We start from the raw sequence: 25,252 nt of genomic DNA, 5'->3' as shown, positions 1-25,252 counted from the left end.
GTCCATTTTCTTAAAGAGCGGGAGGCTTAGTGATTACCCTTGTCGCGCTCAATATTTGCCTCGTTGAGGGCGCGCAGTGCTGCGGCTTCCTCAGCGTGGTTAGCGTGCTGAATGTGAGCAGCCTTCTCGCGGATATCCTCAGGATCAGAGCTGAAGAATCCGCCGCGGGTCTCAACCTCAGCGAAGCCAAGCTGGTTCATCTGCTTTGGAACAGCTGCGCCAGCGTAAGGCAGTGGGATTGGGTGGCCGTGATCATCCACAGGTCCCAGAGGCTGGTGAACTTCAATGAAGGCACCATTTGGCATCTGCTTGATAACGCCAGTCTCAATACCGTGCTCGAGGACCTCGCGGTCAGAGCGCTGCAAGCCAATGCAGATTCGGTAGGTGATGAAGTAAGCAATTGCAGGAGCCAAGATCAAGCCGATACGGCCAATCCAGGTCATAGCATTCAGAGAAACGTGGAACTGCATTGCGTAGACGTCGTTACCACCAGAGATGGTGAGCAGGCCGTAGAAGACTAGAGCCATAACACCAAGGGAAGTACGAACTGGAACGTCGCGAGGGCGCTGCAGCAAGTTGTGGTGAGCATCGTCGCCGGTGAACTTACGCTCCAAGAATGGGTAAGCAATCAAGAGACCGACCAAGATCATCAGCATCAAAGCAACCCAGAACACTGCAGGGATGGTGTAGTTACCGAGGTAAAGCTCCCACGCAGGCATAACACGGGCCGCACCGTCAGTCCACAGCATGTAAACGTCAGGCTGAGAGCCAGCGGAAACCTGTGATGGGTTGTATGGTCCCAAGGTCCAAATAGCGTTGATGGTGGTGACGCCAGCAAGCAGAGCCAAGAAACCGAAGACGATAAGGCCGAAAGCGATTGCCTTCACTGCGAACAGTGGCATGATGCGGACGCCGACAACGTTGTTCTCTGCACGGCCAGCACCTGGGAACTGGGTGTGCTTCTGGTACCAAACCAGTGCCAGGTGAGCAGCGATCAAGCCGAGGATGATTCCTGGAATGATCAGCACGTGTGCAATGTAGAAGCGGTCAAGCATGATTTCGGATGGGAAGTCGCCACCGAAGATCATCCAGTGCATCCAGGTACCGATGATTGGCAGACCAACGATGATCGCGGACATAATGCGCAGACCAACACCGGAAAGCAGGTCATCAGGAAGGGAGTAACCCATGAAGCCTTCTGCCATACCGAGGAGCAAGAGGACAACACCAATGATCCAGTTAGCTTCACGTGGGCGACGGAAAGCGCCGGTGAAGAAAATACGGAGCATGTGAACCAGCATGGAAACCACGAAGAGCAATGCTGCCCAGTGGTGCATCTGGCGGATGAAGAGTCCACCACGGACCTCGAAGGAGAGGTTCAGAGCAGTCTCATATGCACGAGACATTTCCACACCGTTAAGTGGGAGGTATGCACCGTCATAGATGACCTTAGTAATAGAAGGATCGAAGAACAGGGTCAGGTAAACACCGGTGAGCAGCAGGACGATAAAGCTGTAAAGAGCAATTTCGCCGAGCATGAAGGACCAGTGGGTCGGAAAGACCTTGTTGATCTGGCGACGGATACCCGCAGCCATGGTGTAACGGGAATCAAGATTGTTTCCCACGGTAGCTAGACTCATGACTTACGCTCCCAGAATGCCGGGCCAACAGGCTCAATGAAGTTACCTGCGGCTACGAGGTAACCCTCTTCGTCAACAGTGATCGGCAGCTGTGGCAATGCGCGGGCAGCAGGTCCGAAGACTGGCTTGCCGTAGTGCAAAGCGTCGAACTGCGACTGGTGGCACGGACACAGGATGCGGTTGGTCTGAGCCTCATAAAGAGAGGTTGGGCAGCCGATGTGCGTGCAAATCTTTGAATATGCGTAGTAATCGCCGTAGTGGAAGGTCTCCTGACCTTCGCGCTCAACAACCTTTTCAGCATCTTCGGTACGCAGACGGATCAACATAACTGCGTTGCGTGGTCCGTGAACCGAGTGCATCTGGTGCTCGTAGACATCCTTTGCAGGATCGTATTCTGCACCGTCGTTAACCATCTCTGCTGGCAATGGGAAAACAGTTTCCATGGAAGCAGCAGCGAGGTCCTCAGGACGCATACGGACCAGGCGGGAAACACCGGTGGTGGACCAGTGCTCGCCGGTTGCATCAGTGTGGGACTCCGCAATAGCTGCAGTGTCGCGACCAAGGTAAACCTTGACGTTCTTTTCGGTGAGGGTCCAACCGGAGGTCCACAGGGTGCCGTCACCCTGAACATCCATTGGGCCTTCCTTAGGCTTCCAAGGGTTCTTGATCATACCGCCAAGTGGAGCGATGATGGTCAGACCTGCGAGGACTGCGCCACCACCAGCAAGACCCATGAGAAGCTTGCGACGACCAAGGGTGGAAGTCTGCCAAGAATCATTAAGCAGTGCGACGATGGTACGGCGATCAACTTCCTCAGAAGGACCGTCGTGGCGACGCTGTACTGCGATTTCCTCTGGAATGAACTTCTTTACGTAAAGGGTTACGGCGAAGCCAAGGCCAAGGATGCACAAGCCGGCGGTGATGCCGAGCATTGGGGTGTACAAGGTGTACATAAGTAGACCTTCATCACCGTGACCCTTGTAGTGCCATGGCCAGAAGATGTAGGTAGCCAGGAAGCCCAAGCCACCGATAATTCCCAGGATCAGCCAGAAGTTAACGAGGCGAGATGCTCGCTTCTCTGCTGGATCATTAGCAATTGGGAAACGCTCTTTGCGGTAAGCAATGGTGACATCGTCAAGCTCAGTGCCTAGACGTGCCAGATCCTCATTGCTCATTGCGTTGAGTTCTTGCTTTGTGTACTGCTTGTTGGTGTTGTTGCTCATGAACGTGATCCAATCCACATAGCGGCGGCCACGAGGACCAAAATGCCGAATACCCACATGAAGAGTCCCTCAGCAACTGGGCCCAATCCGCCAAGTGAGTAGCCACCTGGGGATGGGGTTTCCTTGCTGGACTTGATGAATGCGATGATGTCCTTCTTCTCATCAGCGGAGAGCTGACGATCGGAGAACTTAGGCATGTTCTGTGGACCGGTGAGCATTGCCTGGTAGATTTCCTGCTCATTGGCAGCATCAAGGTTAGGTGCGTACTTGCCGGAGGAAAGTGCGCCACCGCGACCGGTGAAGTTGTGGCATGATGCACAGTTCAGACGGAATAGGTCACCGCCGCGAGCGACGTCGGCAGGATCAATCTGTCCGTCATAGTTCTCTCCACGGAGTTCTTCCATGGCGATGGTGCCGTCTTCGTTGTAAACGAGTTCAGGGCCGCCACCGTTAGCGGCAACATAAGCAGCGATAGCGAGGGTCTGTGCCTCGGTGTAGCGAGGTGCCTTGCGCTCAGCCTGAGCTTCATTGCGCAGCATTGGCATACGACCGGAGTGAACCTGGAAGTATACAGCGCCTTCGCCAACACCTACGAGGGAAGGACCGCGGTCCTCAACACCTTGGAGGTTGACACCGTGGCAGGTGATACAAGCAACGTCATAGAGGTCTTTACCCTCAGAGATTAGTGCTTGCTGATCGACATCTGCGGTTGCGATCTGGGCATCAGGAGTGATCGCGGTAGCGAGAATTCCTGCTCCGCTCAGTCCGATGGTCAGCGCCAAAGCACCGGCCACTGTACGCCGGACTTTGCGGCGATTCTTGACCTTTTTAGCCGGAGGCTTAGCCGTGTTGGCTGCCTCGGGGGTCTGCGGGTTGGTTTCCATCATTTCCCTTTGAATCTCGACTTGGAAGTGAAGGGCTTTGGGCTACCACTCAGGAATTCACCTAAGCAGCAGTCTTCAGGCCTACTGAATGAAATAGATCGTGATAAAGAGGCCGATCCAGACCACGTCAACGAAGTGCCAGTAATAGGACACAACCATTGCTGCGGTTGCCTGTGCCGGGGTGAACTTTGCCTTCTGGATTCTCATCAAGTAGATGATGAAGGCAAGAATTCCCGCAATCACGTGGGCTGCGTGGAACCCGGTGGTAATGAAGAAAGCAGAACCATAAACACTGCTCTGGATGGTCATTCCGTGATGTACAAGTTCGATGTACTCATAGGTTTGACCCAGAACGAAGGTTGTACCCAAAATGATCGTTACCAAGAACCACTTGCGGAGGCCGTATACGTCACCCCTTTCAGCCGCAAAAACTCCGAACTGGCAAGTGACCGATGAGGAGACCAGGATGACCGTAATCAACAGTGCCCAAGGCACGTTGAGGTGGTCTGCTCCCTCTCCCCATGATCCATTTGCCAGTCCATTCGCACGGGACACGAAGTACATCGCGAACAAACCGGCGAAGAACATTAATTCCTGAGACAGGAACACAATGGTGCCAACACTGACCATATTGGGACGGTTCAGTGCCGCAACACGTTGTGGTGCTGCCATACCTGTATTTCCAACTGCGCTCGTCACGTTATCTAGTATGGCCGTTTAGCTCGCCAAAGTCACTTCATGCCCCCCGTTTCAATTGAAAGTTTGAACCCCGGTTTTCAGCTAAATTTGGAGCATATTTTTCTAAGTTTTTTTGGAAATCGATGGAACTTTTTCACCCTTTTGTCCGACGGCTACATAATCGCAGGTTAAAGGGTTCACAGGAAACTCAAATTTTGATCCAAAGTTCTACAATCTGCAATGCCAGCTATTTTGAGAGTGTAAATTAGCTCTCCCGCAGGTTTTTTCCTGAGAGACACGTCACAAGCTTTTAGCCTGAAGCAGGAACTCTCTTCAAACTTTCGGTTGACCCCCGCATTCCTGCGTTTTTCCAGCTTAACGCAGGGTAACTTAGCCCCACTCCCCCACTATCCGTCTCGAAACAAACTTTTTGGGAAAGTCTGGGAACTTTATTCATTGAGATTTACTGTCATGCTTTTCGTCGAGAAGCACCCGTGTTCGCATAGCAAAAACCCGCTTAACACTTAGTGTTAAGCGGGTTTGGACTTTGGTTTTAAAGACTTAGTGCTTCTCGCGTGGAACTCCGTACTGGAAGTTGAGCTTTGCAACGGTGAAGACAAGGATGCCTGCACCTACAAAAATCATCCAGTAGTGGAAGTAGATGATGCCAAATCCGAGGAATCCCACGGCGCCGGCCATTGCTGCAGGCCAGATGGAGCTAGGGCTGAAGAAGCCCAGGGTTCCAGCCTTGTCAGCAACTTCAGCTTCTTCCCAGTCTTCGGGGAGAACGTCAACGCGAACTTCGGTGAAGTGCAGGTAGACGCCGAGCATCAAGGTCAGGCCGGTGGAAAGTACCAAAGCTACAGCGCCGACCCACTCAAGGCCAGGAGTGCTGCCCTTATCGTCAACGTGCATGGTAGCGAAGATGTAGATTACTGCCATGGCCGCCAAGAAGATGGTCAGGCCGTACATGATTTTTGCTGATGACTTCATTGTTAAGCAGCTCCTTCTTAAGCGTTGCTCTCGGCGTTGTCACCGTCGCGGGTGGCAGTACGCTCGGAAACGAACGGGCTGGTAGAGGTTGCGTAAGGAGCCTCGCCGATGTGCTCAAGAGCCTCAGCGTTGGTTGCCTGTGGGTTAGCATCGCGGAAGCTGATGTACTCAGCGAAGGAATCGCGATCCACAACACGAACCTCAAAGTTCATCATAGCGTGGTAGGTACCGCACATTTCAGCACAGCGACCAACGAAGGCGCCTTCTTCCAGGATTTCAGAGATCTGGAAGATTCGCTGAGACTGGTTAGCCTCTGGATGAGGGTAAGCGTCACGCTTGAAGAGGAATTCTGGAACCCAGAAGGAGTGTGCAACGTCTGCAGAAGCAAGGTTGAACTCGATTGGGGTGTTGCTAGGAAGGACTAGAACTGGAATCTCATCGGTGGTGCCGAGGGTCTCAATTCGGTTGAACTCCAAGTAAGAGATATCGGACTTGGACTTGCCGTGAATTGGGTTTTCTCCAGAAGGATCTTCCTGAGAAGCTTCAGCTGCTGCTTGACGGTCAGCGTCGGTACCCTGGTAATCCTGGTTGTTTGGAGCCAGATCGGCTGCAACCTCGGAGTAACCAAACTTCCAGTTCCACTGGTAAGCGGTCACGTCAACGGTGACCTCAGGGTTCTTATCCAGAGCAGTAACCTTGTCCTGGGTCTGAACCGTGAAGAAGAACAGCACCATGACAATAATAATTGGCACGATGGTAAGAACTAGCTCCAAAGGAACGTTGTACTGCAGCTGCTTAGGGAATTCACCCTCGCCGCGCTTTTCTGCCTTCTTTGCGTTCCACGCAAAGATAGCGGTGAGGAAGAGTCCCCACATGATGATGCCGATGATCCAGGCAGCAACCCAGACCCAGGACCAGAAGTTACCCATTTCAATTGCTTCAGGGGTGATGCCGTCAGGCCATCCCATGCGTAGGAATGATCCAAGCGCACCACCTGGAGGGGCGACTTCACAGCCCGCCATGGCGAGGCCACCTAAGCCCAAGACACCGCCGAGCAGGGCCTTGCGCTTTAAACCACGCTTATTTTGCTGTTCCACGTGTGTTCTGCCTTCCTGTCCACACAAAAACCAGAGACCTTACGGTCATTTCTATCTTCGCAGAATAGCCTATTTGCCAGCAGTTTCCATATCTTGCAATTGGGCGTTTATTCTTCTGACATCTAAGTCTAAGGCAGAGCCAAACTACGTCTAACTGCAGTGATAGCCAGGAAGTCGGAGGTTATCGGGCAAACGCCAAGTTAATACATGTCGGCTACGTCACAGACCATCATCCTTTTGATTGCCCTTATAATTCCCCCACCATTACCCCCACAGGCCCCTTAAGGTGCATTTATTGTTCCAACTGAGTCCTGTTATGCCTTTGAGGATTGATTCCCACCAGCGCAGCCAGACCCGGAAAATTGGTTTTTAAGCGCTCTTAGGCGAGCCCTTTTTACTCTCTTCCGCAATTCGCCGTATCGTTGAGGTTGTTTTAACACCGGGCGTCAAAAATGCGCTGGCTTTAGACGGTCAGCGCAGTGTTGATAGATGCCTAAAATCTATTTCAGGAGGACCTTTCCTATGTGCGGCCTGCTCGGCATTTTGACTGCTAACGGAAATGCAGAAGACTTTGTTCCTGCCCTCAAGCGGGCCCTTCCGTGCATGCGTCACCGTGGCCCGGATGATGCAGGTACCTGGCACGATGCAGATGCAGCCTTTGGCTTTAACCGTCTGTCCATTATTGATATTGCCCATTCCCACCAGCCTTTGCGCTGGGGTCCTGCAGATGAGCCTGACCGTTATGCCATGACTTTTAATGGCGAAATCTACAACTACGTTGAACTTCGCAAAGAGCTCATCGAGTTGGGGTATTCCTTTAATACTTCTGGCGACGGCGAGCCCATCGTCGTAGGTTTCCACCACTGGGGCGAAGCTGTTGTTGAGCACCTGCGTGGCATGTTTGGCATCGCTATTTGGGACACCAAGGAAAAGACCCTCTTCCTTGCCCGCGATCAATTTGGTATTAAGCCATTGTTCTTTGCAACCACTGAACAAGGCACTGTGTTCTCTTCTGAGAAGAAGACCATCCTAGAGATGGCAGCAGAGCTGAATCTAGATCTCAGCCTTGATAAGCGTGCGATTGAGCACTATGTGGATCTGCAGTATGTGCCAGAGCCAGAAAGCCTGCACGCCAATATCAGCCGTTTGGAGTCCGGTTGCACCGCAACTGTGAAGCCAGGTGGCAAGTTGGTGCAGAAGCGTTATTTCAAGCCTCGTTTCCCGGTGCAGCCAGTTGTCAAGGGTAAAGAGCAGGATCTTTTTGATCGTATTGCAAGGGTGCTTGAGGATTCCGTCGAAAAGCACATGCGCGCTGACGTGACTGTGGGCTCGTTCCTGTCTGGCGGCATTGATTCCACCGCTATTGCGGCGCTTGCAAAGCGCCACAACCCTAATCTGCTGACCTTCACCACCGGTTTTGAGCGCGAGGGTTACTCAGAGGTGGATGTGGCGGCAGAGTCTGCTGCTGCGATTGGTGCAGAGCACATCGTTAAGATTGTTTCCCCGGAAGAATATGCCAACGCTATTCCAAAGATTATGTGGTACCTGGATGATCCAGTAGCCGATCCATCTTTGGTTCCTTTGTACTTCGTGGCTGCTGAGGCCCGTAAGCACGTTAAGGTTGTGCTCTCCGGCGAGGGTGCCGATGAGCTCTTCGGTGGTTACACCATTTATAAGGAACCACTTTCCTTGGCTCCTTTTGAGAAGATCCCTTCCCCACTGCGCCGTGGTCTCGGCCAGCTCAGCAAGGTGCTTCCCGACGGTATGAAGGGCAAATCCCTGCTTGAGCGCGGTTCCATGACTATGGAAGAGCGTTATTATGGCAATGCTCGTTCCTTTAACTTTGAGCAGATGCAGCGCGTAATTCCTTGGGCTAAGCGCGAATGGGATCACCGCGAGGTCACTGCGCCAATTTACGCTCAGTCCCGTGGCTTTGATCCAGTTGCCCGCATGCAGCACCTAGACCTTTTCACCTGGATGCGCGGCGATATTTTGGTCAAGGCTGACAAGATTAATATGGCTAACTCCTTGGAGCTGCGCGTGCCGTTCTTGGATAAGGAAGTATTTAAGGTCGCTGAGACCATTCCTTATGATTTGAAGATCGCCAATGGCACCACTAAATATGCGCTGCGTAAGGCACTGGAGCAGATTGTTCCTCCGCACGTTTTGCACCGTAAGAAATTGGGCTTCCCTGTCCCAATGCGCCATTGGCTTGCCGGCGATGAACTCTTTGGATGGGCACAAGACACCATTCAGGATTCTCAGACCGATGAGATCTTCAACAAGAAGGCTGTGCTGGAGATGCTCCATGAGCACCGCGCCGGCACTTCTGATCATTCTCGCCGTCTGTGGACCGTGCTTGCTTTCATGGTGTGGCATGGCATCTTTGTGGAAAACCGCATCGATCCTCAGATCGAGAACCGCAAGTACCCAGTAGAGCTCTAAGCCTAGGTCAAGCGTTCCCAGACGCCCCGCTCCCCTACCGGGGCTGCGGGATCACCCAGGAACAAGGGGCACCGCCCCCCCTAAAACCCCAAAACGAAAACTGCGCTGTCCTTCCACACCAGGTGGGAAGGACAGCGCAGTTTTTAGTTAATGCGGGAGTACTTCTTAGTTGAAGGAATCTCCACAAGCGCAAGAGCTGCCTGCATTAGGGTTGTCGATGGTGAAGCCCTGCTGCTCAATGGTGTCAGCAAAGTCGATCTGAGCGCCGAGCAGGTAAGGGGTGCTCATCTTGTCTACAACAAGACGGATGCCACCGATGTTGTCTTCCTTGTCGCCATCCAGGGTGCGGTCGTCAAAGTAGAGCTGGTAACGCAGGCCGGAGCAGCCACCTGGCTGAACAGCAATGCGCAGGGCTAGATCATCGCGACCCTCTTGGTCAATGAGAGCTTTAGCCTTGGATGCGGCCGCCTCGGTCAGGATAACGCCGGTGTTGGTTGATGGAGCGGTCATCGCTTTAGTCTCCTTAACTATTGGCCCCAAATGGGCCGGAACTTCAATGATGGCTTGGAGTTTACTCCCCGCCCCCGCGATTCCCATGAGCGCGGGCTCAAAAGATTCAGCAGGACGGAAAATAAAGTTGATGGTGCCTACCCTACCGAGAGTTCCTTGGTGGGTAAACCTCCGAATTGTTATGAAATTTTTGAAAAAGCATTCTTAGGTGGAGATTGCGGTGCCTACAAGCCTGGATATTCCACTAAGAAAAGCCTTCTGCACCCGTTCAACACCATGTAGGGCACCCCTATTCCCGAAAATTCAGGTTTTCCTTGTAGCCTGTTGAGTGTGAAACTTCCGTGGGATAAAAATAACAACTCTAAGGGTGCTGAAAGCGCGAACAACGACGCTAGCAGCAACCAAACCAGCACCAGCACCTCCGTTGCACACAAGGCTGAATCCGATCAGCCTTTGCCAAAGGGCTACACCCCGCCAAAGGGCCGTCCTACCCCAAAGCGCCGTGAAGTAGAGCTGGAGCGTGGCATTGTCGGCCGTCAGTCCTTGGCACCTGCTGAAAGCTATAGCCAGCAGCGTCAAAAGCGCAAGGAGCTGAAAGCTTCTATGTCCAAAGAAGAGTACAAGGCCTATAAGAATAAAGAGCGCGATGCTCGCCTCAAGCGCCAGCGTGAGGCTCAGGCTGCCATGGACCGGGGCGAAGAAGCTTATTTGATGGATCGCGATAAGGGCGAGGTTCGTCGTTTCGCTCGCGACTGGATCGATGCGCGCCGTTTTGCTTCCAACTTTGTCATGCCCGTTGCGATTGCGCTGCTGGTCGTAATGTTGGTTGGTAACTTCTATCCTGAGTTTGCTGCCACCGCCTCTATCTTTGCCATGTTGCTCATGGCGGTGTTCTTTGTGGAGGGCATTTCCACCGGTATTCGCGTGAATAAGGCCGCTCGCGCCAAGTTCCCCGAGACCACCGAAACTGGCTTTGCACTGGGCTATTACGCTTATTCTCGTTCCGTGCAGCCACGTAAGTGGCGCACCCCACGTGCCCGCGTTGAGGTCGGCGCCGAGGTTTAGCACCGCGCACAGGGGCGCGTCGAAAAGCTGCTTTTCGACGCAAACCCGCAGCTTTTGGCGCAATCGCGCTAAAATTGATTTCGATTTGTTCGATATTGAGGAGTGTCCATGGTTCCAGCTGAGCTTTTTGCGCGCGTAGATTTTCCTGACCACAAGGTGCTGGAGCAGGCTCAAGAATTCCATCGCACGCTGACCAAGCCTGCTGGTTCTTTGGGATCTTTGGAAAAGTTGGGCGCTTTTATTGCTGCCTGCCAGGGCCAGGTTCCGCCCCGTCCTATTGAGCGTGCTCGGGTGGTTATTTTTGCTGGTGACCACGGTGTGGCTGCGAAGGGCGTCTCCGCTTATTCCCCTGATCACACTGTGCAAATTGCACAAAATATCCTCAACGGTGGCTCCGCCATTAATGTGATTGCACGACAATTCGACGCCGGTGTTCGCCTTGTAGATGTCTCCTTGGACCATGAGGCCTGGGGCGAGGAGCGAGTCTCTAGGTCTTGTGGCTCCATCGATGTTGAAGATGCCATGACTGAGGAGCAATTGCTGCGCGCCCTAGAAATTGGCAAGCGCATTGCGGATCAGGAAATTGATTCCGGTGCCGATATCCTTATCCCCGGTGATATCGGAATTGGAAATACCACCACTGCCGCTGCCCTTGTTGGTACATTTACGCTGGCAGAGCCGGTTGTTGTGGTGGGCCGTGGCACTGGCATTGATGATGAAGCCTGGAAAACCAAGGTTGCAGCAATCCGCGATGCTATGTTCCGCGTGCGTACTTTACGTCAGGAACCTTTGACCATTGCACAAAAGATTTCTTCGCCCGACCTCGCAGCGCTGGCAGCCTTTATTGCCCAAGCTGCAGTGCGCCGCACCCCAGTGCTTCTCGACGGAGTGACTGTGACGGCAGCTGCGCTTTTGGCCAATAAATTAGCTCCCGGCGCACGCCGTTGGTTTATTGCCAGCCACCGCTCCCCCGAGCTTGCCCACTCCATTGCCCTTGATGCTTTGGCTCTCACGCCACTTTTGGATTTGGGCATGAACTTGGGCGAGGCCAGTGGCGCTGCAACGGCATTGCCACTGCTCAAGATCGCTGTTGACCTCATGAATGATATGTCCCAGCTGCCAGCAGCAGAAGCTGCTGGCGTTGAGGACACCTCGGGTGTTGAGTCCGATGAGTCGGCGGCTGAGAATTAGACCTGATCGCGTGGGGTAATGCGGATCTTGTCCACGTTCATATGCTTGGGCAAGGTCGCAATCCAGCGCACAGATTCAGCGATATCTTCAGCTTGGAGGTTGAGTACATTTTCGTACACAGCCTCAGCCTTTTCCTTATCTCCGCCAAAACGCACTAGGGAGAATTCCTCTGTTGCAACACGGCCGGGTGCGAGTTCAGTAACGCGCAGCGGCTGATTGTGGGTTTCCAGACGGAGCACACGGTTAAACGCAGCCACGCCGAACTTAGCTGAGTTATAGCCCGCGCCACCTACATATGGAGTGTCACCGGCTGTGGAACTGACGTTGATGACCTGCCCGTCACGAGCGATCAGTCCATCCATAAAGGCACGGGTGACGCGTACGGTGCCTAATACGTTGGTGTCATACATCCACTTCCAATCGTCAATGTTGGCATTGCGGATGCTATCAAGGCCTTTAGCGCCGCCGGCGTTGTTTACTAGCAGATCAATTTCGCCCACGATTGCCGCTGCAGCATCGACGGATTCCTGATCAGTGATGTCGAGCGCCACTGCAGTTCCGCCGATTTCTTCCGCAAGCTTTTCCAAGCGATCGATGCGACGCGCTGCGACAAAAACTTTCCAGCCATCTGCTGCTAGCGCGCGGGCACTTGCTGCACCAATGCCACTGGATGCACCAGTAACCAATGCAATCTTTTGGGTGTTCTCACCCATGGGTTTCCTCCTAGTGTTCGGTTTTACCTCGTCCAGGATGCCACCGACTTTGCAATACAAACACCCCCATAACCCCTGTGTGCTCCCCCGCCACCGCGCAACACTTTTAGAATTTCTATCAACCTATAGAAAAACCCGCTGCTTAAAGCCTATTTTTTAGGATTTTAAGCAACGGGTTTTATCCAGCTAAGTGCAGAATTTAATCCACGAGGGTGTGCAGCCAATTGTGGGTATCAGCCACGGTGCCGTGCTGAATTCCGGTCAGAGCTTCGCGCAGCTTCATGGTGATCTCACCAACTTCATTGTTGTTAACTGTGAAATCTCCATGTGCAGACTTCACGGTTCCAACTGGGGTGATTACTGCTGCGGTACCGCAGGCAAAGGCCTCGACCATAGCGCCGGACTTTGCATCCTCTTCCCATTCCTGGGTGGAGATGCGGCGCTCTTCAACCTCGTAGCCCAGGTCAGCTGCAACCTGAAGCAGGGAGTCACGAGTAATACCTGGCAGCAGGGAGCCGGAGAGTTCAGGGGTAACCAGCTTGATCTTGTCACCATTGCGGTAGATAAAGCCGAGGTTCATACCGCCCATCTCTTCGATGTACTTGCGCTCGATGGCGTCAAGCCATACAACCTGATCGCAGCCCTTTTCGGCAGCCTGTGCCTGAGCCAAAAGGGAGGCTGCGTAGTTGCCAGCAAACTTTGCTGCGCCGGTACCGCCCGGAGCTGCGCGAACATAATCCTCGCTGAGCCACACGGAAACTGGCTTAATTCCGCCGGAGAAATAAGCGCCAACAGGGGAAGCGATCACGATGAACTTATAGGCATTTGCTGGGCTCACGCCGAGGGAAACCTCAGTGGAGATCATGAAAGGACGCAGGTAGAGGGATGCTTCCCCACCAGCTGCAGGTACCCAGTCCTGATCAACCTCAACCAAAAGCTCCAAAGCCTTGATGAAGGTTTCCTGTGGCAATTCAGGCATTGCCATGCGGGTTGCGGAGCGCTGTAGGCGTTCTGCGTTTGCCTCTGGGCGGAAGGTCTTGATGGAACCATCTTCGTGTCGGTAAGCCTTGATTCCCTCAAAAATTGCTTGTCCATAATGGAATACCGTGGTGGCAGGGTCCATCGGAATTGGAGCATAAGGAATTACCTGAGCATCGTGCCAGCCTTCAGCTTCGGTCCAGTCGATGGTCACCATATGGTCGGTGAAGAACTTACCGAATTTGGGAGCGGTAAGGATTTCCTTCAAGCGATCGGGTGACGTCGGATTATCGGTACGGGATACTGTGAACTCAATTGACGTCATAAAAATTAAGTTACACCCGCAGCCTTTGTTAATCACTAGCTGGGTGGACTTTTTGGGACAAATCTTAAAGTTTGTCTCACAAGTTTTGCTTGTGGCTAGGCTGGACGGAAGTTGTTGATAGGAATAGCCAACGCCAGCAGCGCGTTGAACTGCCCTAAATAAAGAGTTAGTAGATGAAAGGACCAATATTCATGGCTAAACAGGCTTATGAAACCACCGCTCCGACCAAGGTCACCAAGGACGCTTCACTGCCGGTACGCGGTTATGTGGCTGAGCTCAGCCTCGACAAAAAGCTCCCCAAGGATCTTGACGCCCTTGTAGTCGCAGTCTTTGCGGGCGAGGATTCCCTCGAGCTCTCCGGCGGTGACCTCCTCGATTTCATCTTCAGCACCGAGCAGCAGGCCGAAATCCTGCGCCAACTCGAGGCCGTCGGCGCCACCGGCAAGAAAAACGAAGTAACCCGCATCCCAGGCATCACCGAGGTCGGCCCGGTCATTGCGGTGGGCTTGGGTAAAGCTGAGGAGCTTGTCGACGAAACCCTGCGCCGCGCCACCGGCACCGCTGCCCGTGCGCTTAAGGGGCTTGCCACTGTAGCTACCACCATTGGCGATCTGGGCCTAGAGGCTGCCGTCATAGGATTTGGACTCGGCTCCTACTCCTACACTGGCCTGCGTAAAGAGCCTGCCACCAAGGATGAAACCCCCACCACCATCCACTTCATCAGCACCAACAAGGCTGATAAGGATGTATTTGTTGCAGCCCAAATCATTGTGGAATCTGTGGTTTTGGCACGTGACCTCGTCAACACTCCTTCCTCCCACCTTTACCCTGAGTCCTACGCAGTCATCGCTGCCAATGAAGCCTCCAAGTTTGGCCTCAAGACCGAGATCCTTGATGAAAAGCAGCTGGCAGAGCAGGGCTTTGGTGGCATCTTGGCCGTGGGCAATGGTTCTTCCCGCAAGCCACGCCTGTTGAAGGTGGAATGGAAGCCACGCAAGGCCTCTACCTCCATTGCCCTAGTTGGTAAGGGAATTACCTTTGACACCGGCGGAATTTCTTTGAAGCCAGGTGCCAGCATGGAAAACATGGTCTCTGACATGGGTGGCTCCGCCACTATGTTGGCCACCATCATCGCTGCAGCTCGCCTCAACCTCCCGCTCGAGGTCATCGCTTATCTACCCATGGCAGAAAATATGCCTTCCGGGGACGCTTTCCGCCCAGGCGATGTGATCACCCACTTTGGTGGCCTGACCTCTGAGATTCTTAACACCGATGCTGAAGGTCGCCTCATTCTGGCCGATGCCATCGCCTATGCCTCTGAGTCCAAGCCAGATTATTTGCTGGATGCAGCAACCCTCACCGGCGCACAGCTAGTTGCCTTGGGTCTCCGCACCAGTGGCGTTATGGGTGACGCCGAATTCCGTGACGCAGTGGCAGAAACTGGCCGCTCCGTTGGAGAGCATGCCTGGGCAATGCCAATCCCTGAGGAACTTGATGAAGAGGTGAAGTCCCCAGTGGCCGATATCCGCAACACCACCAATTCCCGCTTTGCTGGCATGTGCGCTGCGGCGCGTTATCTGCAGGAGTTTGTGGGTGAGGATATCTCTTGGGCTCACGTAGATATCGCCGGACCTGCCTACAACACCGCTGCCCCATATGGCTACACCCCAAAGCGCGCAACCGGACAGCCTGTGCGCACATTCATTCAGGTATTGCAGGACCTATCTGAAAAGTAATTAACTATCAGGATGCTCGCCGCGCTCGAATTTAGCGCGGCGAGCTTTTTGTTCCTCGCGTTTTCTAATGATGCGTTCCAATTCAATTCTCTCGCGCATCCTTTGGGGGTAACCGGTCTCCTCCACGTCATAAACCGGAATTTTTAGTTTTTTGATGATCACATCGATGCCCTTGGGTCCACCAATTCTTCTGCGCACAAAAACGCCACGATCATCAACCAGAACCACTGACATTTCATTGACCAGCGTTTCCGGCTCTACATAGGCCTCTACAAAGGGCTTATCTTTAACCCACTGCTGCAAAAATTCAAGGTCGTGAGGGCGCACTGTATCGCCCGGACCACGGGGTGGACGCAGATTAGAGCGCGACGTTTTCCGACCAAATAAATTGAACACAAAACCATTGTAGGGGGCATTTGGGGAGGTTGATATGACCCGAAGTCCACACTTAGCAATTCGAATCGGTATTCTTTGGGTATTAGTTTCCAAATTAACGACACGACTTGCGAGGAGTCTTAAATAATGGCGTTCTCCGTAGAGATGCCCGAGCTGGGCGAATCAGTAACCGAAGGCACAATCACCCAGTGGCTGAAGGCTGTTGGTGACACTGTTGAGGTTGACGAGCCACTGCTCGAGGTTTCCACCGACAAGGTTGACACCGAAATTCCTTCCCCAGTAGCTGGTGTAATCCTTGAAATTAAGGCAGAAGAGGACGACACCGTTGATGTTGGCGGCATTATCGCCATCATCGGCGAGGCTGGCGAATCCGCCGGCGCTGCAGCTGAGGAAGCTCCAGCTGCTGAGGCTCCTGCCGCAGAAGTTGAAGAAGAAGCACCTGCCGCTGAGGCTCCTGCTGCTGCACCTGCAGCATCCGGCGCAGCTACCGACGTTGAAATGCCAGAACTCGGCGAATCCGTCACCGAAGGCACCATTACCCAATGGTTGAAGCAAGTTGGCGACACCGTCGAAATCGACGAGCCACTGCTCGAGGTATCCACCGACAAGGTTGACACCGAAATTCCTTCCCCAGTAGCCGGCACCATCGTCGAAATCCTGGCCAACGAAGACGACACCGTCGACGTCGGGGCAGTTATCGCACGCATCGGTGATGCAAACGCAGCTCCAGCAGCTGAAGCAGCACCAGCCAAGGAAGAGCCAAAGCAGGAAGCTCCAAAGGCTGAGCCAGCACCTGTTAAGGAAGAAGCTCCAAAGGCTGAGCCAGCACCTGTTAAGGAAGAAGCACCTGCCGCTGAGGCTCCTGCTGCTGCACCTGCAGCATCCGGCGCAGCTACCGACGTTGAAATGCCAGAACTCGGCGAATCCGTCACCGAAGGCACCATTACCCAATGGTTGAAGCAAGTTGGCGACACCGTCGAAATCGACGAGCCACTGCTCGAGGTATCCACCGACAAGGTTGACACCGAAATTCCTTCCCCAGTAGCCGGCACCATCGTCGAAATCCTGGCCAACGAAGACGACACCGTCGACGTCGGCGCAGTTATCGCACGCATCGGTGATGCAAACGCAGCTCCAGCAGCTGAAGCAGCACCAGCCAAGGAAGAGCCAAAGCAGGAAGCTCCAAAGGCTGAGCCAGCACCTGTTAAGGAAGAAGCTCCAAAGACTGAGGCTCCAAAGGCAGCACCTGCCCCTGCAGCTGCTAAGGCCAAGGCTCCTGCAGCTTCTGCTTCCAGCGACAACGTTCCTTATGTCACCCCACTGGTTCGCAAGCTTGCTGAGAAGCACAATGTTGATCTCAACACCGTGACCGGCACCGGCATCGGTGGCCGAATCCGCAAGCAGGATGTTTTGGCTGCTGCTAATGGCGAGTCTGCACCTGCTCAGGCTGCTGCAGCTCCTGCATCCGCTGCTTCCACCAAGTCTGTTGATCCTGAGAAGGCTAAGCTCCGCGGCACCACTCAGAAGGTCAACCGCATCCGCGAGATCACCGCTAAGAAGACCGTTGAGGCGTTGCAGATCTCCGCACAGCTCACCCAGCTGCACGAGGTTGATATGACCCGCGTTGCTGAGCTGCGTAAGAACAACAAGCCTGCCTTCATCGAGAAGCATGGTGTTAACCTCACCTACCTGCCATTCTTCGTGAAGGCTGTTGTTGAGGCTTTGGTTTCCCACCCGAACGTCAATGCGTCCTACAACGCACAGACCAAGGAGATGACCTACCACTCCTCCGTCAACATCTCCATTGCTGTTGACACCCCTGCTGGCCTGCTCACCCCAGTTATCCACGATGCCCAGGATCTCTCCCTTCCTGAGATCGCTAAGGCAATCGTTGATCTGGCTGACCGCGCTCGCAACAACAAGCTCAAGCCAAATGATCTCTCCGGTGGTACCTTCACCATCACCAACATTGGCTCTGAGGGCGCACTTTCCGATACCCCAATTCTGGTTCCACCACAGGCTGGCATCTTGGGCACCGGCGCTATCGTCAAGCGCCCAGTTGTCATCACCGAGGATGGCATCGATTCCATCGCAATCCGTCAGATGGTCTTCCTGCCACTGACCTACGATCACCAGGTCGTTGACGGTGCCGATGCAGGTCGCTTCTTGACCACCATCAAGGATCGTCTGGAAACCGCTAACTTCTTGGGTGACCTTGATCTCTAAGATCACTTAAATTAGCGTCTAAAGCCGCTTAGTTCCCATTTGGGGCTAAGCGGCTTTTTGTATGACCTGGGCCAGTGTGACGAGATCCCAAAAGAGGGCTAGGGTTGATTACCATCATGACTGCACCACGAGATCCCTTCTTCCCCGCCGATCTCTCGATTAGAGCATCGGATCAACCCATTGAGATTCAGCGTTTGGGTTTAGTTGATTATCAAAAAGCCTGGGATTATCAGGCGGAGCTGGCTGCACAACGCGCCCGCGATGAAATCAATGACCAGCTGCTGATCCTGGAGCACCCCTCGATTTATACCGCAGGTAAACGCACCCAGCCTGAAGATATGCCCACCAATGGCCTGCCTGTCATTAAGGCCGACCGCGGCGGACGCATTACCTGGCATGGCCCCGGCCAATTGGTGATGTACCCCATCATCAAGCTGGCAGAGCCAATCGATGTTGTGGATTATGTGCGCCGCCTTGAAGAGGCTCTCATTCAGGTGGTCCGCGATATGGGCGTGCATGAAGCAGGCCGCGTTGATGGCCGTTCTGGTGTGTGGGTTCCGGCTCATGATGGCTGGGCTGATAGCAAGGTAGCTGCCTTGGGTATTCGGGTTACGCGCGGAGTAACTATGCATGGTCTGGCCATCAACTGCAATAACACCCTGGATTTTTATGAGCACATTGTGCCCTGTGGCATTGCCGATGCAGGTTTAACCACGCTCTCGCGCGAATTGGAGCGCGATGTCACCACTGAAGAGCTCATTGAGCCGATGATCACGGCGCTTGATGATGCCCTGGCAGGACGCCTGGTGGTGGCCAATCACAGTTTTGCTAGCGCGCCTGATCCCACTAAGGTTCGCCCTAATCGGGGGTAGCAGAGGAAATTAGCCGGCAACCCGCAGCGTTGAAGGCAACAGCAACACCCGGACTCAGAACGTCGAAAAGCGTTTTTAGTTTCTCTTTAAAAATTAACTATTTGAAAGATGTAAGGTTGCATTTGTGACTATCGCACCTGAAGGACGACGACTACTGCGCGTCGAGGCTCGTAACTCGGAGACCCCGATTGAGACCAAGCCTCGATGGATTAGAAACCAGGTCAAGAATGGACCTGAATACAAGGACATGAAGGAAAGGGTTGCTGGCGCATCCTTGCACACTGTGTGTCAAGAAGCCGGATGTCCCAATATCCATGAATGTTGGGAATCCCGCGAAGCAACCTTCCTTATTGGTGGCGCAAACTGCTCCCGCCGTTGCGATTTCTGCATGATTAACTCTGCTCGCCCAGAGCCCCTGGACCGTGGCGAGCCTTTGCGTGTGGCTGAGTCTGTCCGCGAAATGCAGCTCAACTACTCCACCATCACCGGCGTTACCCGCGATGACCTCGACGATGAGGGCGCTTGGCTCTACGCCGAGGTTGTACGCAAGATCCACGAGCTCAACCCCAACACCGGTGTTGAGAACCTGGTTCCTGACTTCTCCGGCAAGAAGGATCTGCTGCAGGAAGTTTTTGAATCCCGCCCTGAGGTGTTTGCCCACAATGTGGAGACCGTTCCCCGCATTTTCAAGCGCATTCGCCCAGCTTTCCGTTATGAGCGTTCCCTGGACGTAATCCGCCAGGCTCGCGACTTTGGTCTAGTAACCAAGTCCAACCTAATTCTGGGCATGGGCGAGACCAAGGAAGAAGTTAACTCCGCACTGCAGGATCTGCACGATGCTGGCTGTGACATCATCACCATCACCCAGTACCTGCGCCCTGGCCCCCTCTTCCACCCCATCGAGCGTTGGGTTAAGCCTGAAGAGTTCGTTGAGCACGCTGAAGCTGCTAAGGAAATGGGCTTTGCGGCCGTCATGTCTGGACCTTTGGTTCGCTCCTCTTACCGTGCAGGCCGTCTGTACGCACAGGCTATGCAGTTCCGCGGCGAGGAAATCCCCGCGCACCTAAGCCACCTCAAGGAAAACTCTGGCGATTCCACTGCTCAGGAAGCTTCCACCTTGCTGGCCCGCTACGGCGCCTCCGAGGAGACCCCAGTAGTTGCTTTTAACTAGCACGCTAAAGCTTCAAACCTGCCCCAGATTTTAACTTTCTGGGGCAGGTTTTTTGCTGCCCCAAGAGCTAATCAAGGCGCGGTGAGAAGGGCACCATATCCCCTAAAGTGGCGTTATTTTCGCAGTTCTTGGCATATCGCCTACTATTAAAAACATGGCAGACGCGAAGAAGCAGGCGGATAAAGCCGCCAAGAAGCAGATCAGAGCAGCAAAAAACGCTCAACGTAAACAAACTTGGTCACAGATGTGGCAGGTTTTCAAGATGCAGAGCAAGAAGGATAAAGCACTTATTCCTTTGATGCTGCTGGCAATTCTTGGCATTCCGTTGATTCTTTTCTTGCTGGGTATGCTCTGGGGCGGCCAGTGGTGGATGCTTCCCATCGGTATTGCCGCCGGCATTGTTGCTGCAATGTTTATTTTCACCCGTCGTGTTGAGCGCGATGTATATAAGCAGGCCGAAGGCCAGCAGGGTGCTGCAGCCTGGGCGGTAGAAAACCTCCGTTCCGGCGTTGGCATGACCTGGCGCACCAAGACCGGCATCGCAGTAACCACTCATATGGATGCTGTGCACCGCGTCATCGGCCTCTCCGGCGTGGTGCTGGTGGGCGAAGGTGCTGCACACCGCCTCAAGCCTTTGATGGCTCAGCAGCGCAAGCGCCTTAACCGCGTCGCTCCTGGCGTTCCGGTTTATGAGATCATCACCGGCGAGGGCGAGGGTCTGACTCCTATCGCCAAGCTGCAGCGCGAGCTGGTTAAGCTTCCTCGCAACTACAAGAAGAACGAGGTTGCTTCCCTGGCAGCTCGTATTGAGGCAATGGACAACGTTGGAAACGGCCCTGGTGCTGCACTTCCAAAGGGTCCTTTGCCAAAGGGTGCAAGCATGTCCGGTATGAACCGTCGTGCGCGTCGCCAGGCTGAGCGCAAGGGTGACAAGTAAAATTCACGCCGCTGCCTAAGCCTTAAGTAGTTTTTTCAGGCGCACTTTCCCACTTTCGGGAGGGTGCGTCTTTTTGGTTTCCAGATATTTTCAGCCCCAAAGGTAGTATGTTACGTAACACAACTCATTGCTGAGTATTTCCCCGCGGACCGTGCCATCATTAGCGGTGTGAGCCTGCTTATCGAAAACCAATTATTAGCCTTGACCGTCATCATGTCCCTGGGACTGCTCATCGGCCGAATCCGAATTTTCGGATTCCGCCTGGGTGTTGCAGCAGTCCTCTTTGTCGGCCTGATTTTCACCACCATCGAGCCCGAGATCACCATTCCTCCACTGGTGTACGTCATCGGCCTTTCCCTCTTTGTCTACACCATCGGCCTAGAATCCGGACCGGGCTTCTTCAAATCCATGAAGGCTGTGGGTTTAAGAAACAACAGCCTCGCCTTTGGCTCGATTGTGGCAGCCACGGCGCTGGCCTGGGCCTTGATCAAACTCTTTAACATCGACGCCGCCTCTGGCGCCGGCATATTAACCGGTGCGCTGACCAACACCCCAGCCATGGCCGCCGTGGTCGATGCCTTACCGGCGCTTATCGACGACGAGACCCAGCTTCACGTGATCTCTGAACTCCCGGTCATCGCCTACTCGCTGGCCTATCCTCTGGGCGTTCTCATTGTGATTATCTCCATCGCAATTTTCACCGCGGTGTTCAAAATCGATCACAATAAGGAAGCTGAAGAAGCAGGGGTTGCCGTGCAGCAATTGTTGGGCAAGCGTATTCGCATCACCCATGATGATCTACCAGCCATTAACAACATCCCTGAACTGCTGGACCTCCACATCATCGTCTCCCGCGTGGAGCGTGGCGGTTCCCAGTTCATCCCCGAAGCAGGCGATAGAACCCGCGTGGGCGATATCCTCACCGTGGTGGGCACCGAGGAGGAGCTGGAACTTGCCGAAGATAGACTGGGCGAGCTAATCAGCGGACACCCTTATAAGAGCCTTGACCTGGACTACCGCCGAATTTTTGTTTCTAAAGAATCGGTGGTCGGTATTCCACTGAAGCACCTGCGTCCACGTTTCCACGGCATGCTCATTACCCGTATTCGCCGTGGCGATACCGACCTGGTGGCTGATCCCGATATGTCCTTGCAGCTGGGTGACCGCGTGCGCGTGGTAGCTCCTGCCGATCGTATGGATGAGGCCACTCGCCTGCTGGGTGATTCCTATAAGAAGCTCTCGGACTTCAACCTGCTGCCTTTGGTCGCTGGTTTAGCCTTGGGTGTGCTGGTGGGCATGATTGAAATCCCGTTGCCTGGCGGTAGCTCCCTCAAGCTTGGTAATGCCGGTGGCCCGCTGATTGTGGCGCTGCTGCTGGGATCTTTGGGACGCTCCGGAAAAGTTGTGTGGCAAATCCCCTATGGTGCCAACCTGGCCCTGCGCCAATTTGGCATCACGCTCTTCTTGGCTGCGATTGGTACCACTGCAGGTGCCGGCTTCCGCAAGGCGCTCAGTGATCCAGAATCACTGAAGATCATTGGTGTGGGCGCGCTGGTTACCCTCTTCCTCTCCCTAAGTGTGCTCATTATTGGCCACAAGCTGCTGAAGATTCCTTTTGGTGAAACCGCCGGTATTTTGGCCGGTAGCCAAACCCACCCTGCGGTGCTCAGCTACGTTTCCGAAAGCACCCGCAATGAGTTGCCAGCAATGGGCTATACCTCGGTATATCCGCTGGCGATGGTGTCTAAAATTTTGGCAGCCCAGGTGTTGCTGTTCCTGCTGCTCTAGGTACCCCCATAAAAAACGCCCGGTAGCGTGCAAGCTCCGGGCGTCGAAAAGCGGGGTTTAACCGCGAATGACCGCGGTGCCGGTGGCCTTATCGTGCAGGCCACGGCCGTCGGAATCGACCATGACGGCGGGCAGGATAAGGATGGTGAGCACGGAGCGGACGAGCGCGCGCCACCAGCCAACGTGGGCGGTGGCGTCCACGCGGGCGATGCCCATGCCAAGGATTGCGTGGCCGGGGGTACGAGCGAAGAACCAGCCGCTGAGCCAGCCGAGGATGACAAAGATGATCAGCGTGGTGGTGGCGACATCGCCGAGCGCGCTGGTGAAGTTGCTCAAGACGATGGCGATGATCCAGGAGAAGAACCAGTCAATACACACGCCACCGATGCGACGCATCACTGAAACCAGGGAACCGGCGCCCTCTTTGGGTAAGCCTAGTTTTTCGCCAGGCCAGCGGCCGGGTGCATCGGGATCATCAAAATCGGCGGGAATTTGTGGTCCATCGAGCCAACTTCTTTTCGGCTTTGCCATTTTCTAAAACCAAATCCAAACGTGTCGAGGGCGAGAAATCAGAGAATGCAGTCTGTATTTTTGGCCTTTAAAAGCGACACTCTTGGGTTTACAGAGTGTCATTTAAGGACACAAGTTCACAGATTTTCCAAAATATAGAAAACTATCGAACCAGCTCAAAGATTATTTTTACAAAAGTTTTGATAGATCGACAGATAATGCTCTATACTTTAAAACGTCGCAAGGACTACATTTGCAGCCAAGTCTACTACCTGATCTCAAGAGTCCAGGAATTGTGACAAAAGCTTCAGATAAACCTTTCCGCCCATGTCAATGAGGAGTTACCGTGGCGTTTAAAACCCCGGAAGAAGTAACCAAGTTCATCAAAGATGAAAACGTCGAGTTCATTGACGTTCGATTCACTGACCTTCCCGGCACCGAGCAGCACTTCAGCATCCCAGCAGCTGCGTTCGACGAAGACGCAATCGAAGAGGGTCTAGCATTCGACGGATCTTCCATCCGCGGATTCACCACCATCGACGAGTCCGATATGAACCTGCTTCCGGACCTCACCACCGCCACCATCGATCCTTTCCGCAAGGCGAAGACCCTGAACATCAAGTTCTTCGTGCACGATCCTTTCACCCGCGAGGCATTCTCCCGCGACCCACGTAACGTGGCTCGTAAGGCTGAGCAGTACTTGGCATCCACCGGCATTGCAGATACCTGCAACTTTGGCGCAGAAGCTGAGTTCTACCTCTTCGATTCCGTGCGTTACTCCACCGAAATGAACGCTGGTTTCTACCACGTTGATTCCGATGAGGGCTGGTGGAACCGTGGCAACGAGTTCAACATCGATGGCTCCCGCAACCTGGGCTCCAAGAACCGCGTCAAGGGTGGCTACTTCCCAGTTGCTCCTTATGACCAGTCCGTAGACGTACGTGACGACATGGTTCGTAACCTAGCAGAAGCTGGCTTCAACCTCGAGCGTTTCCACCACGAGGTTGGCGGTGGACAGCAGGAGATCAACTACCGCTTCAACACCCTGCTGCACGCTGCTGATGATATCCAGACCTTCAAGTACATCATCAAGAACACCGCTAAGCTGCACGGCAAGGCCGCAACCTTCATGCCTAAGCCACTTGCTGGCGACAACGGCTCCGGTATGCACGCGCACCAGTCCCTGTGGAAGGACGGCAAGCCACTCTTCCACGATGAGTCCGGCTACGCAGGACTTTCCGATATCGCCCGTTACTACATCGGCGGTATCCTGCACCACGCTGGCGCAGTTCTTGCCTTCACAAACCCAACCTTGAACTCCTACCACCGTCTGGTTCCAGGCTTCGAGGCCCCAATCAACTTGGTTTACTCCCAGCGCAACCGTTCTGCTGCTGTTCGTATCCCAATCACCGGTTCCAACCCTAAGGCTAAGCGCATTGAGTTCCGCGCTCCGGACCCATCAGGCAACCCATACTTGGGCTTCGCTGCGATGATGATGGCTGGCCTTGACGGTGTTAAGAACCGCATTGAGCCACACGCACCAGTGGACAAGGACCTGTACGAGCTGCCTCCAGAGGAAGCTGCATCCATCCCACAGGCTCCTACCTCCCTCGAGGCATCCATCAAGGCTCTGCAGGAAGACTCCGACTTCCTCACCGAGTCCGATGTGTTCACCGAGGATCTCATCGAGGCATACATTCAGTACAAGTATGACAACGAGATCTCCCCAGTTCGCCTGCGCCCAACCCCACAGGAGTTCGAGCTCTACTTCGATTGCTAAGTCGAGCTACAGCGGGAACTAGTTCCTAAAGCAAACCCCTGAGAATCATTTTGATTCTCAGGGGTTTTGTGGTGGTTGGGTTTTGGGGTTAGTT

Annotated in this window: 21 protein-coding genes; 10 read left to right on the top strand and 11 right to left on the bottom strand. The window is 54.0% G+C overall.

Annotation, left to right across the window (positions count from 1 at the left end; translation table 11 throughout):
* Nucleotides 1-26: 26 nt before the first annotated feature.
* From SFC07_RS01425 to SFC07_RS01400, 6 genes are all read right to left on the bottom strand, one after another.
* Nucleotides 27-1,640 carry a cytochrome b gene (locus tag SFC07_RS01425; protein ID WP_411206440.1) on the bottom strand — a complete coding sequence of 538 codons (1,614 nt, stop codon included), beginning with the start codon at nt 1,638-1,640 and terminating at the stop codon, nt 27-29.
* Nucleotides 1,637-2,863 (bottom strand): ubiquinol-cytochrome c reductase iron-sulfur subunit, encoded by a 1,227-nt coding sequence (locus tag SFC07_RS01420; RefSeq protein ID WP_411206439.1) that lies wholly within the window; start codon nt 2,861-2,863, stop codon nt 1,637-1,639. The genes SFC07_RS01425 and SFC07_RS01420 overlap by 4 nt, the downstream gene beginning before the upstream one ends.
* Nucleotides 2,860-3,750 (bottom strand): c-type cytochrome, encoded by an 891-nt coding sequence (locus SFC07_RS01415; protein WP_411206438.1) that lies wholly within the window; start codon nt 3,748-3,750, stop codon nt 2,860-2,862. Before SFC07_RS01415 ends, SFC07_RS01420 begins: the two co-directional genes overlap by 4 nt.
* Nucleotides 3,751-3,828: 78 nt before the next feature.
* Nucleotides 3,829-4,446, bottom strand: coding sequence for a heme-copper oxidase subunit III (locus SFC07_RS01410; RefSeq protein ID WP_411206437.1), 618 nt, complete (start codon nt 4,444-4,446; stop codon nt 3,829-3,831).
* 540 nt (nt 4,447-4,986) lie between these two features.
* On the bottom strand, nt 4,987-5,418 hold the full coding sequence (locus SFC07_RS01405) for a cytochrome c oxidase subunit 4 (RefSeq protein ID WP_411206436.1): 432 nt from the start codon (nt 5,416-5,418) through the stop codon (nt 4,987-4,989).
* A 17-nt stretch (nt 5,419-5,435) separates the two neighbouring features.
* Nucleotides 5,436-6,515, bottom strand: a complete 1,080-nt coding sequence (locus tag SFC07_RS01400; protein ID WP_411206435.1) for a cytochrome c oxidase subunit II — start codon at nt 6,513-6,515, stop codon at nt 5,436-5,438.
* Between the two features lie 522 nt (nt 6,516-7,037).
* On the opposite strand from SFC07_RS01400, the gene asnB reads away from it, so the two are divergent.
* Complete coding sequence (asnB, locus tag SFC07_RS01395) at nt 7,038-8,960, top strand: asparagine synthase (glutamine-hydrolyzing) (protein ID WP_411206434.1); 1,923 nt, start codon at nt 7,038-7,040, stop codon at nt 8,958-8,960.
* A gap of 165 nt (nt 8,961-9,125) precedes the next feature.
* Here the strand turns inward: asnB and SFC07_RS01390 are convergent, their stop codons facing one another.
* On the bottom strand, nt 9,126-9,470 hold the full coding sequence (locus SFC07_RS01390) for a HesB/IscA family protein (RefSeq protein WP_015651722.1): 345 nt from the start codon (nt 9,468-9,470) through the stop codon (nt 9,126-9,128).
* A 330-nt stretch (nt 9,471-9,800) separates the two neighbouring features.
* Here SFC07_RS01390 and SFC07_RS01385 point away from each other — a divergent pair, with 330 nt between their 5' ends.
* Nucleotides 9,801-10,535, top strand: a complete 735-nt coding sequence (locus SFC07_RS01385) for a DUF3043 domain-containing protein (RefSeq protein WP_411206433.1) — start codon at nt 9,801-9,803, stop codon at nt 10,533-10,535.
* A gap of 108 nt (nt 10,536-10,643) precedes the next feature.
* Nucleotides 10,644-11,726: a nicotinate-nucleotide--dimethylbenzimidazole phosphoribosyltransferase gene (cobT, locus tag SFC07_RS01380; RefSeq protein WP_411206432.1), complete on the top strand. Its 1,083-nt coding sequence runs from the start codon at nt 10,644-10,646 to the stop codon at nt 11,724-11,726.
* Here cobT and SFC07_RS01375 read toward each other — a convergent pair.
* Together SFC07_RS01375 and SFC07_RS01370 are read right to left on the bottom strand one after the other, a co-directional pair.
* The gene (locus tag SFC07_RS01375) at nt 11,723-12,439 is read right to left on the bottom strand and encodes an SDR family NAD(P)-dependent oxidoreductase (protein WP_411206431.1); all 717 of its coding nucleotides are present in this window, start codon (nt 12,437-12,439) and stop codon (nt 11,723-11,725) included. The two genes, cobT and SFC07_RS01375, sit on opposite strands and share 4 nt — an antisense overlap.
* A 199-nt stretch (nt 12,440-12,638) precedes the next feature.
* Nucleotides 12,639-13,742 (bottom strand): branched-chain amino acid aminotransferase, encoded by a 1,104-nt coding sequence (locus SFC07_RS01370; RefSeq protein ID WP_411206430.1) that lies wholly within the window; start codon nt 13,740-13,742, stop codon nt 12,639-12,641.
* Between the two features lie 191 nt (nt 13,743-13,933).
* On the opposite strand from SFC07_RS01370, the gene SFC07_RS01365 reads away from it, so the two are divergent.
* Nucleotides 13,934-15,478, top strand: coding sequence for a leucyl aminopeptidase (locus SFC07_RS01365; RefSeq protein WP_411206429.1), 1,545 nt, complete (start codon nt 13,934-13,936; stop codon nt 15,476-15,478).
* On the opposite strand, the gene SFC07_RS01360 is transcribed toward SFC07_RS01365, so the two are convergent.
* Complete coding sequence (locus SFC07_RS01360) at nt 15,479-15,874, bottom strand: oxidoreductase (protein WP_411206428.1); 396 nt, start codon at nt 15,872-15,874, stop codon at nt 15,479-15,481.
* 126 nt (nt 15,875-16,000) lie between these two features.
* Between SFC07_RS01360 and sucB the strand changes: the two genes are divergently transcribed.
* The 5 genes from sucB to SFC07_RS01335 all read left to right on the top strand — a co-directional run bounded on the left by sucB (nt 16,001) and on the right by SFC07_RS01335 (nt 22,868).
* The gene (gene sucB, locus SFC07_RS01355; RefSeq protein WP_411206427.1) at nt 16,001-18,100 is read left to right on the top strand and encodes a 2-oxoglutarate dehydrogenase, E2 component, dihydrolipoamide succinyltransferase; all 2,100 of its coding nucleotides are present in this window, start codon (nt 16,001-16,003) and stop codon (nt 18,098-18,100) included.
* A gap of 116 nt (nt 18,101-18,216) precedes the next feature.
* On the top strand, nt 18,217-18,972 hold the full coding sequence (gene lipB / locus SFC07_RS01350; RefSeq protein ID WP_411206426.1) for a lipoyl(octanoyl) transferase LipB: 756 nt from the start codon (nt 18,217-18,219) through the stop codon (nt 18,970-18,972).
* Nucleotides 18,973-19,096: 124 nt separating this feature from the next.
* Nucleotides 19,097-20,143, top strand: coding sequence for a lipoyl synthase (gene lipA / locus SFC07_RS01345; protein WP_411206425.1), 1,047 nt, complete (start codon nt 19,097-19,099; stop codon nt 20,141-20,143).
* A 154-nt stretch (nt 20,144-20,297) separates the two neighbouring features.
* Complete coding sequence (locus SFC07_RS01340) at nt 20,298-21,080, top strand: DUF4191 domain-containing protein (RefSeq protein ID WP_411206424.1); 783 nt, start codon at nt 20,298-20,300, stop codon at nt 21,078-21,080.
* 168 nt (nt 21,081-21,248) lie between these two features.
* Nucleotides 21,249-22,868, top strand: coding sequence for an aspartate:alanine exchanger family transporter (locus tag SFC07_RS01335; RefSeq protein WP_411206423.1), 1,620 nt, complete (start codon nt 21,249-21,251; stop codon nt 22,866-22,868).
* 57 nt (nt 22,869-22,925) lie between these two features.
* Here SFC07_RS01335 and SFC07_RS01330 read toward each other — a convergent pair whose 3' ends face one another.
* Nucleotides 22,926-23,399 (bottom strand): RDD family protein, encoded by a 474-nt coding sequence (locus SFC07_RS01330; protein WP_411206422.1) that lies wholly within the window; start codon nt 23,397-23,399, stop codon nt 22,926-22,928.
* A gap of 325 nt (nt 23,400-23,724) precedes the next feature.
* Between SFC07_RS01330 and glnA the strand changes: the two genes are divergently transcribed.
* A complete protein-coding gene (gene glnA / locus SFC07_RS01325) occupies nt 23,725-25,158 on the top strand; it encodes a type I glutamate--ammonia ligase (protein WP_411206421.1) in 1,434 nt (477 codons plus the stop codon).
* Nucleotides 25,159-25,252 lie beyond the last annotated feature (94 nt).

This window comes from Corynebacterium callunae, assembly GCF_046592015.1.
Lineage (GTDB): Bacteria > Actinomycetota > Actinomycetes > Mycobacteriales > Mycobacteriaceae > Corynebacterium > Corynebacterium callunae_A.
This window is presented reverse-complemented; position numbering and strand designations above follow the sequence as displayed.